The sequence below is a fragment of the Dyella sp. AtDHG13 genome (assembly GCF_003201105.1).
GTDB lineage: Bacteria > Pseudomonadota > Gammaproteobacteria > Xanthomonadales > Rhodanobacteraceae > Dyella > Dyella jiangningensis_B.
On the sequence record NZ_QICJ01000008.1, the window covers coordinates 65,783 to 78,214 of the forward strand.

General features: G+C 65.4%; 10 protein-coding genes. 4 read left to right on the forward strand and 6 right to left on the reverse strand.

The genetic code is table 11. The features are described from left to right. Window positions 1–178: 178 nt before the first annotated feature. Window positions 179–1,687 carry a hypothetical protein gene (locus BDW41_RS14190; protein ID WP_074549487.1) on the reverse strand — a complete coding sequence of 503 codons (1,509 nt, stop codon included), beginning with the start codon at window positions 1,685–1,687 and terminating at the stop codon, window positions 179–181. A 219-nt stretch (window positions 1,688–1,906) separates the two neighbouring features. Between BDW41_RS14190 and acs the strand changes: the two genes are divergently transcribed. Both acs and BDW41_RS14200 read left to right on the forward strand, forming a co-directional pair. Beyond that, the gene (gene acs / locus BDW41_RS14195) at window positions 1,907–3,847 is read left to right on the forward strand and encodes an acetate--CoA ligase (RefSeq protein WP_074549489.1); all 1,941 of its coding nucleotides are present in this window, start codon (window positions 1,907–1,909) and stop codon (window positions 3,845–3,847) included. Window positions 3,848–4,014: 167 nt separating this feature from the next. Further along, window positions 4,015–4,689: a response regulator transcription factor gene (locus BDW41_RS14200; protein WP_074549491.1), complete on the forward strand. Its 675-nt coding sequence runs from the start codon at window positions 4,015–4,017 to the stop codon at window positions 4,687–4,689. Window positions 4,690–4,768: 79 nt separating this feature from the next. Here the strand turns inward: BDW41_RS14200 and BDW41_RS14205 are convergent, their stop codons facing one another. Beyond that, entirely contained in the window at window positions 4,769–8,233 is a 3,465-nt protein-coding gene (locus tag BDW41_RS14205; protein WP_199535344.1) for a NahK/ErcS family hybrid sensor histidine kinase/response regulator, read from the reverse strand. 113 nt (window positions 8,234–8,346) lie between these two features. Between BDW41_RS14205 and BDW41_RS14210 the strand changes: the two genes are divergently transcribed. Both BDW41_RS14210 and BDW41_RS14215 read left to right on the forward strand, forming a co-directional pair. Next, window positions 8,347–8,991, forward strand: a complete 645-nt coding sequence (locus BDW41_RS14210) for a 4'-phosphopantetheinyl transferase superfamily protein (RefSeq protein WP_074549493.1) — start codon at window positions 8,347–8,349, stop codon at window positions 8,989–8,991. A gap of 74 nt (window positions 8,992–9,065) precedes the next feature. Beyond that, window positions 9,066–9,809: a pyridoxine 5'-phosphate synthase gene (locus BDW41_RS14215; protein WP_074549494.1), complete on the forward strand. Its 744-nt coding sequence runs from the start codon at window positions 9,066–9,068 to the stop codon at window positions 9,807–9,809. A gap of 202 nt (window positions 9,810–10,011) precedes the next feature. Here the strand turns inward: BDW41_RS14215 and BDW41_RS14220 are convergent, their stop codons facing one another. From BDW41_RS14220 to BDW41_RS14235, 4 genes are read right to left on the reverse strand one after another with little or no spacing between them, the layout of a single operon-like run. After that, on the reverse strand, window positions 10,012–10,428 hold the full coding sequence (locus BDW41_RS14220; protein ID WP_038622740.1) for a biopolymer transporter ExbD: 417 nt from the start codon (window positions 10,426–10,428) through the stop codon (window positions 10,012–10,014). Between the two features lie 6 nt (window positions 10,429–10,434). Next, window positions 10,435–10,848: a biopolymer transporter ExbD gene (locus tag BDW41_RS14225; RefSeq protein ID WP_074549496.1), complete on the reverse strand. Its 414-nt coding sequence runs from the start codon at window positions 10,846–10,848 to the stop codon at window positions 10,435–10,437. A gap of 11 nt (window positions 10,849–10,859) precedes the next feature. After that, entirely contained in the window at window positions 10,860–11,606 is a 747-nt protein-coding gene (locus tag BDW41_RS14230; RefSeq protein WP_074549498.1) for a MotA/TolQ/ExbB proton channel family protein, read from the reverse strand. 49 nt (window positions 11,607–11,655) lie between these two features. Then, window positions 11,656–12,315, reverse strand: a complete 660-nt coding sequence (locus tag BDW41_RS14235; RefSeq protein ID WP_074549500.1) for an energy transducer TonB — start codon at window positions 12,313–12,315, stop codon at window positions 11,656–11,658. Window positions 12,316–12,432: the final 117 nt, after the last annotated feature.

The following is a 12,432-nucleotide window of genomic DNA, read 5'->3' on the forward strand; positions in this document are numbered from 1 at the left end:
TGTAACCCTCAGTTGTGACGCTCGGTCAGGTCGATGGATGACGTTTTTCTGCGTGCATGCCGCTGGAGCGGCAGCCGCCACTCGTCGCGTCCCTCTCCACTGTCCGGTTCGGGCGCCTCCCGTCGCCCCGCCCGGTGATGCCGGCAGCAACGCTGCTCGCGTCGCCGCCGTTGCTTGCTCAGAACTTGTACATGGCGCTGAAGTTGAACTGGTTGCCGTTGACGGTGTGGCTCGACGCCGAGTTCTTCAGCTGGTAGCGCACGTCGTCGTAGAGATATTCCACGCCAAGCTCATAGTTGCCCGAGGCGTATTGCAGGCTGACTGCACTCATGTTGTTTCGCAGCAGCGCCGTGCCCGGCGCGGCGGCGGTGCCGGCAGGAGTCCACGCAAGCACGTCGTCGCGATTTGGCCTTGCCGCGGCGAAGAAGCCGTTGACACTCCACTTCGGCGTGAAGTTGTAGCCCGCCTGCACGAAGCCGCCCGATTCCTTGATGTTGCCGAACTGCGACATGGCGCCGAAGATTTCGCCCAAGGCCCTGCCGGCATAGAGCAGGCCCTTGAAGGTCCACGGGCCGGGTTTCCACTGGCCGCCCAGGTCGTAGCCAAAGCTTTGCAGGTTGTCGCGCGGCGGCTTGGCCGTGATGTTGCCCACGCCGTGCAGGTCGATTTCCGAGTAATGCGCGGTGAGGTAGGCCAGCCAGTTGCTGCCTTGCGCGTGCAGGCGCGCTTCCACCTGCGGCTTGAAGTGTGCGGCGCCACCGTTGAGGTAGTTGATGGTGGAGTTGCCGGCGGCATTTTGCGGTCCGCTCCAGCTGCCCTCGAGCACGGCCACGTCGAAACGCCATTTCACGCCGTCGGTGCCGTGGTTGAGATCCTGCATGACGATCACGCCGGGATAGCGCCAACCCACGATGCCCGCGCCATAGCCCAGGGGAAAGGCAATGTGCGACAACGAGGTGGGCGTGTTCTCCAGCGGGAACATCAGGTCCCACATCTGGCCCACGCGCACCGTGGTGCCCCAGTTGGGATTGACGATGTCCATATAGGCCTGGCGAAGGCGCGGTATCGGCTGCTGCTGCGCATAGGCGCCGGTACCGTTGTTGCCGCCGAAGAAGTCCATCTCGATGCGGCCGCTGCCGTTCCAGTCGTCGTTCAACTTGGCGCCGGTGAAGTCGAGCCAGAAGCGAGTGTTGCGGATGTCGGCGCCGCTGAGCGATCCGGTATAGCCGTTGGCCTTGTTGGCCGCGGTGGGCGGCGCCGGGATCTCGGCGTTCTGGCCATTGCCGTAATTGATGAAGGTGCGGTCCTGGCCGAACACCGTGGCATCGATAAAGCCGTGCAAGGCCACCGACAGGCCGGGGGCCGTGGTGAACTGCGGCTTGGGCGCCGCTTCCACCTTGGTCTGCGTGGCCTGTGCCGTGGTCTGCGCCTGCGTGGCGGCGACCTGCGCCTGTTGCGCGGTCTGCGTGGCCTGCGTGGTGGCGGCCTTCTGTTCCTGGATCATGGCCTTCAGTTCGGCCAGTTCCTGTTCCAGCTGGTTGACGCGCTGTTCGAGCTGCTGCTCCCGCGTGCTGCTCTTGGTGGTTTTCGTGGTGCTCTGCGCGTGGACTCCCAGCGGCAGGCTCAGCGCGCAGGCGATGCCAACAGCCAGCAGGCCGTGGCGTCGTGCGGTCGTAGGCAGTGTCATGGCAGGCCTCCCCAGGTCGATGACCAGCCGAGGATGTCCATGCTGCATTGCGGACGCCTATTCACCATTGGTCGAACCTCGACCAAAGTCGAAAGCGGCCGCGTTCACGCCGAAACGTACCGATCACCAGCCAGACGCTACACTCGGCGAGTCATGCCGCGGCAGGCGGCAACGTTCATCCATGAGGAGGCCGGCAGGACCGGCCGCAGGAGCCCCGCGATGTCCAAGCTCTACCCCGTCAAGCCCGAGTTCGCCGCCAAGGCCCGTATCCGCAAGGACGATTACGAGCGGCTCTACGCCGAGTCGGTGAAGGACCCGGAGGGCTTCTGGGGCAAGATCGGCCAGCGCCTGGCATGGACCAAGGCGCCCAGCAAGATCAAGAACGTCTCCTACGACCCGAAGAACCTGCACATCCGCTGGTACGAGGACGGCGAGCTGAACGTGGCGGCCAACTGCCTGGACCGCCACCTGGCCGAACGCGGCGACAAGACGGCCATCATCTTCGAGGGCGACGACCCGAACGAGTCGCGCCACATCACCTATAGGGAGCTGCACGCCGAGGTGTGCAAGTTCGCCAACACGCTCAAGCACCTGGGCGTGGTCAAGGGCGACCGTGTGGCCATCTATATGCCGATGATCCCGGAAGCTGCCGTGGCCATGCTGGCCTGCGCGCGCCTGGGCGCCATCCACTCGGTGGTGTTCGGCGGCTTTTCGCCGGATTCGCTGGCCGGCCGTATCGCCGACTCCACCTGCAAGGTGGTCGTGACCGCCGACGAAGGCGTGCGCGGCGGCAAGAAGATCCCGCTCAAGGCCAATGTGGACGCCGCACTGGAACGCCCCGGCACCAACAGCGTGGAGACCGTGATCGTGGTGCGCCGTACCGGCAGCGCCGTGCCGATGCAGTCGCCGCGCGACCGCTACTACCACACGCTGATGGAAGGCCAGTCCACCGACTGCCCGCCCACGCCGGTGGAAGCGGAACACCCGCTGTTCATCCTTTACACCTCCGGCTCCACCGGCAAGCCCAAGGGCGTGCTGCACACCTCGGGCGGTTACCTGGTCTACGCCAGCTACACGCACGAACTGGTGTTCGACCTGCGCGAGGACGACGTGTACTGGTGCACCGCCGACGTGGGCTGGGTCACGGGCCACAGCTACGTGGTGTACGGGCCGCTCGCCAACGGCGCCACCACGGTGATGTTCGACGGCGTGCCCAACTACCCGGACACCAGCCGCTTCTGGAACGTGGTGGACAAGCACAAGGTCACGCTGTTCTACACCGCGCCCACCGCCATCCGCGCGCTGATGCGCGAGGGCGAAGGCCCGGTGAAGAAGGCCTCGCGCGCATCGCTGCGCCTGCTCGGCTCGGTGGGCGAGCCGATCAATCCGGAAGCCTGGGAGTGGTACTACCGCGTGGTGGGCGACGAACGCTGCCCGATCGTGGACACCTGGTGGCAGACCGAAACCGGCGGCATCCTCATCACGCCGCTGGCCGGCGCCATCGATGAGAAGCCCGGTTCCGCCACGCTGCCGTTCTTCGGCATCAAGCCGGCCATCGTCGACGCCGGCGGTGCCGTGCTGGAAGGCGCGACCGAAGGCAACCTGGTCATCACCGATTCGTGGCCGGGCCAGATGCGCACGGTGTACGGTGACCACCAGCGCTTCATCGACACCTACTTCAGCGCCTATCCCGGCAACTACTTCACCGGCGACGGCGTGCGCCGCGACGAAGACGGCTATTACTGGATCACCGGCCGCGTCGACGACGTGATCAACGTCAGCGGCCACCGCATCGGCACCGCCGAAGTGGAAAGCGCGCTGGTCGCGCACCCCAAGGTGGCCGAGGCCGCCGTGGTCGGCGCGCCGCACGACATCAAGGGCCAGGGCATCTACGCCTTCGTCACGCTGGTGGCCGGCGAGCAAGGCAGCGACGAGCTACGCAAGGAACTCGTCGCCTGGGTGCGCAAGGAAATCGGCCCCATCGCCACGCCGGACTTCCTGCAGTGGGCGCCGGGCCTGCCCAAGACGCGCTCGGGCAAGATCATGCGCCGCATCCTGCGCAAGATCGGCGAGAACCAGCCCGACCAGCTCGGCGACATTTCCACGCTGGCCGATCCGGGCGTGGTGAAGAACCTGGTGGACGAACGACTTATCAAGTAATGAGGGAATAGAGAATGGGGAATGGAGAATAGTGCGCTTCGTTGCAGGTCTCTGTTCCCCATACATTCGGCTCTAATGAAGGAGCATCAGCAAAAGCGCAGCGCATGTACCCGCCTTGCACTGCTTTTCACTATTCCCTATTCCCCACTCCCTATTCCCTCCCCAACATGCCCGACGTACTCATCGCCGACGATCACCCGCTCTTCCGTGATGCCCTGCAACGCGCCGTGGTCGCCGCAGTTCCCGACGCGAGCGTGCACAGCGCGGACAGCGTGTACACGCTGCTCAGCCTGATCGAACAGTACCCCGACGCCGAACTGCTGCTGCTCGACCTGCACATGCCGGGCGCGCGCGGCTACTCGGCGCTCGCGCACATCCGCGGGCAATTCCCAGGGCTGCCGACCATCGTGGTGTCGGGACACGAGGACGTGCAGGTCGCGCGCCGCGCGCTCGCGCACGGCGCATCCGCCTATATCCCCAAGTCGACGCCGGGCGAGGACATCATCACCGCCATCCGCAAGGTGCTGGATGGCGACGTATGGCTGCCGCACCAGCTGGTCGGTGGCGGCACGGAACTGAAACCCGATGAGGCGGCGGTGGCTGATCGCATCGCCACGCTCACGCCTCAGCAATTTCGCGTGCTCACCATGATCGCCGAAGGCCTTCTCAACAAGCAGATCGCCTACGATCTCGGCGTTTCCGAAGCGACCGTCAAGGCGCACATGACGGCGATCATGCGCAAGCTCGGCGTGAACAACCGCACGCAAGTCGCGCTGGCCGCCAGCCATCTGGCGATCGACCAGGAAGCGATGCCCTCGCTACCCGATGAAAGCGAGGAATGAGTGAAGAGAAGTGAGAAGTGAGAGAAGAGCCGTGCCCGCTTTCTCTGTTTTTCTCACTCCTCTTCACTCACTTCTCGCTCTACGCCATCTGCCGCCTCACCAGCGCGCTCAGCAACGCGCGCAAGGCCGCCGGTCGTACCGGCTTGTGCAGGATGGGATAGCCCAGGGATCGCGCGCGCTGCTTGAGTTCGCTGCTGCCGTCGGCAGTGATCATGGCGATGGGCGGCAGGTCGCCGATCACGCCGCGTAGTTCTTCCAGCGCCTGCAAGCCGTCCAGGTCGTCGGTGAGGTGGTAGTCCGCGAGGATCAGGTCGATGCCGCCGCGACGAAGTTCCTGCTCGGCCTGCGCCACGTCGAGCGCCGTGCGGCAGTCCACGCCCCAGCGCTGCAGCAGCGCACGCATGCCGTCGAGGATGGCTGGATCGTTGTCCAGGCACAGCACGGTGAGCGGCAGCTGTTCGTTCGATACCGGGTGGGCATTGGCGCGGCGCCTGGGTATTGCGCTTTCCGCGCGCGGCACGCGCACGGCGAAACGGCTGCCCTTGCCTTCGCGTGATTCGAGCTCGAGCTTGTGATGCAGGATGCCGGCGATGCGTTCGCAGATCGACAGGCCCAGCCCCAACCCTTTCTCGCCCCAGGGCGAGGGACGATCCAGTCGCTGGAACTCGCCGAAGATGCGTGCGCGTTGCGTCTCCGCGATGCCCGGCCCCGTGTCCCACACCTCGATGCGCACCTCGTCGCCCATGCGGCGCGCGCCCAGCAGGATGCCGCCCTCGCGGGTGTAGCGCAGCGCGTTGGAGATGAAGTTCTGCAGGATGCGCCGCAGCAGTTGCGGATCGCTGCGCACGGCGAGCCGGGTCGGCACCACGCGCAGACGCAGACCGCGCTGCTGGGAAAGCACGGCGAATTGCGCCTTGAGTGACTCGAACAGGTCGGACAGCGCCACGTTGCTCACATCCGCGCGATAGCTACCCGCGTCCAGGCGCGAGGTATCCAGCAGTGCGTCGAGCAGATCTTCCGCCGCGCGGAACGATGCGTCGATGCGTTCCGCCAGCAGGCTGGCTTCGTCGTCCAGGCCCGGATGCTGACGCAAGGCCGCGGTGAACAGCCGCGCCGCGTTCAAGGGCTGCAACAGGTCGTGGCTGGCCGCCGCGAGGAAGCGCGTCTTGGAGGCGTTGGCCATCTCCGCCTCGCGACGGGCGTGCGCAGCGGAGTTCAATGCCTCGCTCAACTCGGCCGTGCGCTGGTCGACGCGCTGCTCCAGCGTTTCGTTCGCTTCGATCAGCGCCTGTTCCGCGTGCTTGTACGCGGTGACATCGGTGTAGGTGGTGACGTAGCCGCCGCCGGGCAGCGCGCGTCCACGCATCTCGATCACCGAGCCGTCGGGCCGGATGCGCTGGAACACATGCGGAGAACCCGCGTGCATGTGGGCAAGGCGCTTGGCGACGTGCGCCTCGACTTCGCCGGGACCGCATTCGCCATGCTCGGCGTTCCAGCGGATGAGATCCGCCACCGGCACGCCGACGTAGACCATGCCGTCGGGATAATCGAACAGTTCCAGATAGCGCCGGTTCCACGCCACCAGCCGCATGGTGGCATCGACCACGCTGATGCCTTGCGACACGTTCTCCAGCGTCGTGGAAAGCAACTCGCGGTTGAAGCGCAATTCCTGCGAGGCCTCGTCCATCAGCGCCATCGCTTCGGCGATGTCCAGCCCGGAGCCGGACAAGGCGCCCATCAGGATGCGGCGCGCGCTCGCCGCGCCCACCGCGGCGGCAAGCAGGCGCTCGGTGTACTGGATCAGCGCACGGTCGGCGGCTTCGCTGGGTTGCAGCGGCTTGCCGCGTCGTTCGGCGTATTCGTCGAAGGCGCGCTGGCTGCTGCGTTCGCCGACGATGCGTTCGGCGATGGTGCGCAGGTCCGCGACGGCCACGCGGCCGCGCCAATCGCCGGCGCCGCGGCTGTCGATGGCATACGGGTCGATGAACATCGCCGCGTGCAGGCGTTCTTCCAGGTTGGGGCGGAACCGCAGCGAGACAAAGATCAGGCACGCCACGTTCACCAGCAGCGACCAGAACGTGCCGTGCATCACCGGATCCCAGCCGCTCAGGTGAAACAGCGCCTGCGGCTGCAACCAGCTGAGATTCATCGGCCCCGTCGCCAACCATGCGGCCGAACGATCCATCGCGGGCAGCAGCAAGGTGTACGCCCACACCAGAAAGCCCATCGCCAGGCCTGTGGCTACACCCTTACGGCTGGCGCTGCGCCAGTACAGCGCCGCCACGATGCCCGGCGCGAACTGCGCCACCGCCGCGAACGCCAGCAGCCCAGTGGCCGCCAGGTTGGTGGTGTCGGCCACCACGCGGTAGTAGACGTAAGCCATGGCGGCGAGCGCGATGATGGCGATGCGGCGGACCAGCAGCACCAGCTGCGAGAGGTCCGCGCGCTGCTCCAGCTTCAGCGCGCGGATGCGCAGCAGCATCGGCATGACGATGTCGTTGCTGATCATCGTGGACAAGGCCACGCACGCCACGATCACCATGCCCGTGGCCGCGGAGAAACCGCCGAGGAAGGCGAGCAACGCTATGGTGCGGTCGCCGTAAGCCATGGGCAGCGTAAGCACCCAGGCGTCCTTGTTGCCCTGCTGCAGCTGCGGCAGGTGCAGACCCGCCGCGACGATGGGCAGCACGGCCACGCTGATGATCACCATGTAGGCGGGAAACAGCCATCGCGCACGCGAGACGTCGTGCGGGTCTTCGCATTCCACCACGCCGATCTGGAACTGCCGCGGCAGGCAGAACATGGCGCAGAAGGCGAGCAGGGTCTGCGCAAGAAAGCCGGGCGATACACCGTCGGCGAGCTGCTGCGCGGGCAGGCGCACCGTATCGGCCAGGCCGGGTCCGCGCCATAGCGCGTAGGCCGCCAGCATGACGAACACCACCAGCTTGATCAGCGATTCCACCGCGATGGCGAGCATCATGCCGTGGTGATGTTCGGTGGCGTCGATGGTGCGCGTGCCGAACAGGATCGCGAACGTGGCCAGCAGGATCGCGCACCACAGCGCGCTGTCGCTGAACTGCGACGTGCCCGGCGGCACCGCGCTGCCCAGCACTGCATAGGACATCGCCACCGCCTTGAACTGCAGTGCGAGGTACGGCACCACGGCGATCACCGCGATGACGGCCACCAACGCGGCGAGTCCGTGCGACTTGCCGAAACGCGCGCCGATGAAATCGGCGATCGAGGTGATGTTGCGTTGGCGCGCCAGCAGCACGAGCCGCCGCAACAGCCCGAAGCCAAATACGAACAGCAGGATCGGCCCGAGGTAGATCGGCAGATAGCCAAGGCCTTCGCGTGCCGCCGTGCCCACCGCGCCATAGAACGTCCACGACGAGCAGTACACCGCCAGGGCGAGGCTGTAGACCAGCGGGCGCAGTCGCGGCTGCCGCGGGTAGAGCGGGCGTCGGTCCCCCATGTACGCCACGACGAACAACAAGCCGACGTAGAGCAGGGAAACCAGCAGCAGCAGCCATCCGGCAATCAAGCGGTGTTCTCCGATGTGCGTGCTTCCGTTCGTTGGGTACAAGCAGCCGGGGCGCCGCTCCGGTGGGCTGGCCGCGCTTGTAAGTATCGCCTCTTGGGCGGCAACATGCGCGGATGATCACGACCGATGGCCAGACCCCGGCCCAGTTGGCGACCGAGTTGCGCGACGAGGAAATCCACGTCTGGCGCCTCGCCTACGACCATCACCAGGGTCGGCAACCCCTGCTCGCCATGCTGGGTGCGTATCTTGGCGTACCGCCTGCCGAGGTAATGCTGGAGGCCTCCGAGCACGGCCGTCCGGCCTTGGCGGGGGACCAGCGCGATGCGCTTTCCTTCAACTGGTCGCACAGCCACGACCAGGCATTGATCGCCATTGCGCGCGGTGTGTTGCCTGGCGTGGATCTCGAACGCCTGCGCGCCCACCCCAAGGCCGTGCCCATCGCCCGCCGTTATTTCAGCCCCGACGAGACGGCGGCGCTGGAAGCCTTGCCGGACGGTCAGCGCGACCGCGCCTTCCTCGAACTGTGGACCGCCAAGGAAGCCGTGCTCAAGGCGCTGGGGCGTGGGCTCGCGTTTGGGTTGCATCGCCTGAGCATCGCCGGATCGGCGGAGCTGCCGGTGCTGCATCGGCTGGATGGCGACGAGGCGAACCAGTGGCAATTGCACCGGCTGATTCTCGACGACGCCCATGTCGGCAGCCTGGCGTGGCGCGGTACGCCTCGCCGGATCCGGCAGTGGACACTTGCCGGCACCGACTGATCGGCGCACTGTGTCCGGCCCGGCGCCGTGCATGGCGTCGGATTACGTCTTAGCCTGCGAGTATCGAACGCCTTATGACCCTGCTCAGCGTCAACGTCAACAAGATTGCCGTGCTGCGCAATTCGCGCGGCGGCAGCGAGCCCGATGTCCTGCGCGCCGCCCACGCCTGCATCGATGCCGGCTGCGGTGGCATCACCGTGCATCCACGGCCGGACCAGCGCCATATCCGTCCAGACGATGTGCGCGCGCTTGCCACGCTCACGCGCGGTCGTGTCGAGTACAACATCGAGGGTAATCCCTTCGCGCCGGCGCGCGGCACGTATCCCGGCCTGATCGAACTGGTGCGCGAAACACGTCCCACGCAGGTCACGCTGGTGCCGGACAGCGATGGACAGATCACGTCGGACCACGGCTTCGACCTGACCCGCGACATCGAATCCTTGAAGCCCTTGGTGGCCGCGTTGCGCGACATTGGCTGTCGCGTGAGCCTGTTCGTCGATTCGGGCGCCACCGGTTTCGACGCGGCCGTGGCCATCGGTGTGCAACGCATCGAGATCTATACCGGGCCCTACGCGCAGGCTTTCGAGGAGGGGCATGCGCAGGATGAGCTCGAGCGTTGCGCGGACACCGCACGGCGCGCACTGCACGCCGGCCTGGCGGTCAACGCCGGCCACGACCTCAGCCAAGCCAACCTCGGCACCTTCAAGGCCGCTATACCCGGGCTGGCGGAGGTGTCCATCGGTCACGCGCTGGTCGGCGAGGCGCTCTATGAAGGCCTGACGACGACCGTGCGAAAGTATCTGCAGATACTGCGCTGATACCGCGAAGGCGGTTTCGATTCGCTTGGGCGCGTTGTCATGCGCGACGGGAGCGGTTAATCGCGTGGCGTTTGGACGTCCATACGTCTGTACCGCAACGTCGCGAAACGCGCGGACGGCCCTTTTCAATGCCCCAAAAAAGAACCCCCGCTCAAGGCGGGGGTCCAAAGGGTAGTGTTGCGTTCATTCCTCTCGGAATGAATTACTGACCTTCAGTGAAGCCGATCTTCGTAAGGCCGTAGCTCTTGGCATCGGCCAGGACGCGGGCGACGTGCTCGTAAGCGACGCCGTCATCGGCATTGATCTGCACTTCCGGCTGCTTGGCCGGATCGCCCAGACCACCGATCACCGCGAGCTGTGCCTTCAGGCCAAGCTCGTCCACCGGGGTATCGTTCCAGTACAGCGCGCCGGACTGGTCGATCTTGAGGCGGACGGGTTCCGGCGGATTTTCCGGCTGAACCACGTTCGGGTTCGGCTGCGGAAGATCGATCTTGACCTTATGGGTCAGCATCGGAGCCGTGATCATGAAGATGATCAGGAGCACCAGCATCACGTCGACGAGCGGCGTGACGTTGATGTCGGCCATGGGGCCCTTGCCACTTCCAGAACTGAATGCCATGGCTTGTTACTCCTTGCCTGTCGTCATGAAGCCGACATGCACCATGCCCGCTTCCTTGGCGTCGGCGAGGACCTTCTTCACGATCTTGTATTCCGTGGTCTTGTCCGCACGGATCTGCAGTTCGGGCTGCGGCGACTGCTGTGCCGCAACCGCGAACTTCGCCTTCAGCTCGCCCTCGGTGACTTCGATGTCATCGAGATACAGCGTGCCATCCGGCTTCACGGCCAAGTCCATCGGCGTGACCTGCTCCGTATCCGAAACCTTCGGATTGGCGGTCGGCAGTTCCACGGTGATTCGATGGGACATCAGGGGAGCCGTGATCATGAAGATGATCAGCAGCACCAACATCACGTCGACGAGCGGCGTAACGTTGATCTCCGACATCGGGCCGCCGGAATCGCCTCCGGTACTCATTGCCATGGGTCAGATCCTCACTTGCCTTCGACGCGCGCGCCGGTGGCGAAGAAGTCGTGCAGGTCGTGCGCGAACTCGTCGAACTGAGCGTAGGTCAGGCGGTTGGAGCGGTTGAAGAAGTTGTAGGCGAGCACGGCCGGGATAGCGGTGAACAGACCGAAGGCGGTCATGATCAGAGCTTCACCCACCGGACCGGCCACGGCTTCCATCGAAGCGTTGCCCGACGCGGAGATCTTGATCAGCGCGTGGTAGATGCCCCACACGGTACCGAGCAGACCGATGAACGGCGCCGACGAACCGACCGTGGCGAGCAGGGTCAGGCCGCCTTCGAGGCGCAGGCTCTCGCGAGCCACGGCCTGGCGCAGGGCGCGGTCGATGAACTCGGAGCGGCTGAGCGACTCGGCGAGGCGACCACCGCCGGCCGAGGCCTGCTGGTGGTGAGCGACGGCCGAAGCGGCGTCGAGGGCGATCTTCGAGAACGGTTCGCCCTTGGGCTGGGCTTCCAGCTCACGGATGGCGTCCTGGGTCGAACCATTCGACCAGAAACCGTTGATGACCTTGTCGGCGCGGCCGCGAACCATCGAGTTGCGGATCGCGTTGGCGACGATGAAGTACCAGGAGGAGAAGGACATCACCACCAGCACCACGAACACGATCCAGCCAAGGAAATCGAAGTTGTGGATGAGGTGGTCGAAGCCCATCGACTTCATGGCTTCGGCGTTGGTGGTACCGCCCGCGGGGGCCGGAGAAGTTTGCAGGAACATAACGCTACCCTTGGAAAGTCAAGCGTGAACTGATTGACCGTAACCGAAGTTACAGCTGATTGAGATTGAAATTGACCGGGACGCGGACATAGCCTTCCGTCTTTTGTCCGTTCCTGATGTTCGGATTGAAGCGCCACTTGCGTGCCGTTTCAATCGCGGCCTGATCCAGCTCGCGATAACCGCTGGACGCTTCCACCTTGATGTCCTTCGGCGAACCGTCCACGCCCACCAGAATCATCAACGTAACCGTGCCCTCGTGACGCTGGCGGATAGCCTGCGGCGGATACTTGGGCTGAATACGGCTGTTGTAGCTGATGTCCTGACTGGCGGTGATGTCCGCAGGCGGAGCCGGGGGAGCAGGCGGAGCCGGCGGCGGAGCCGGGATGGCGTTGGTCGACGCTTCCTCGACAGCCGGCGGCGGAGCCGGCGGCGGCGGAGTCGGCGGCGGCTTGACCTGCTGGATGATCTTCGGCGGCGGCTGCTTCGGCGGTTCCGGCGGCGGCGGCGGCGGTGGCGGCGGCGGCGGCGGCGGCTCGATAAAGTTCACCTGGACCGTGCGTTCTTTTTCCTTCTGCACCTGCTTCGGCGGTGCCATAGGCGCCACCAGCAACAGGAATGCGAACGCATGCAGCGCGATGGCTACGGCCAGCGCCCAGGTACGCCTCCAATTGAACGGCCCTTGGCCGGTTGCTTCGTTACTTGAGGCCATCTGTCACTATCTGGAGCTAATCAATCGGTGAGACGTGGTCACGATTTCCGGTGGCAAATCGATCCATAGGGATGACATTTGCCACTGGACGGGAGCACGGAAAGGTTTCAACGGTAC

Coding starts and splice junctions, on each gene's coding strand:
- BDW41_RS14190 (WP_074549487.1), bottom strand. CDS start 1,687: ATGACACTGCCTACGACCGCACGACGCCACGGCCTGCTGGCTGTTGGC.
- acs (WP_074549489.1), top strand. CDS start 1,907: ATGTCCAAGCTCTACCCCGTCAAGCCCGAGTTCGCCGCCAAGGCCCGT.
- BDW41_RS14200 (WP_074549491.1), top strand. CDS start 4,015: ATGCCCGACGTACTCATCGCCGACGATCACCCGCTCTTCCGTGATGCC.
- BDW41_RS14210 (WP_074549493.1), top strand. CDS start 8,347: ATGATCACGACCGATGGCCAGACCCCGGCCCAGTTGGCGACCGAGTTG.
- BDW41_RS14215 (WP_074549494.1), top strand. CDS start 9,066: ATGACCCTGCTCAGCGTCAACGTCAACAAGATTGCCGTGCTGCGCAAT.
- BDW41_RS14220 (WP_038622740.1), bottom strand. CDS start 10,428: ATGGCATTCAGTTCTGGAAGTGGCAAGGGCCCCATGGCCGACATCAAC.
- BDW41_RS14225 (WP_074549496.1), bottom strand. CDS start 10,848: ATGGCAATGAGTACCGGAGGCGATTCCGGCGGCCCGATGTCGGAGATC.
- BDW41_RS14230 (WP_074549498.1), bottom strand. CDS start 11,606: ATGTTCCTGCAAACTTCTCCGGCCCCCGCGGGCGGTACCACCAACGCC.
- BDW41_RS14235 (WP_074549500.1), bottom strand. CDS start 12,315: ATGGCCTCAAGTAACGAAGCAACCGGCCAAGGGCCGTTCAATTGGAGG.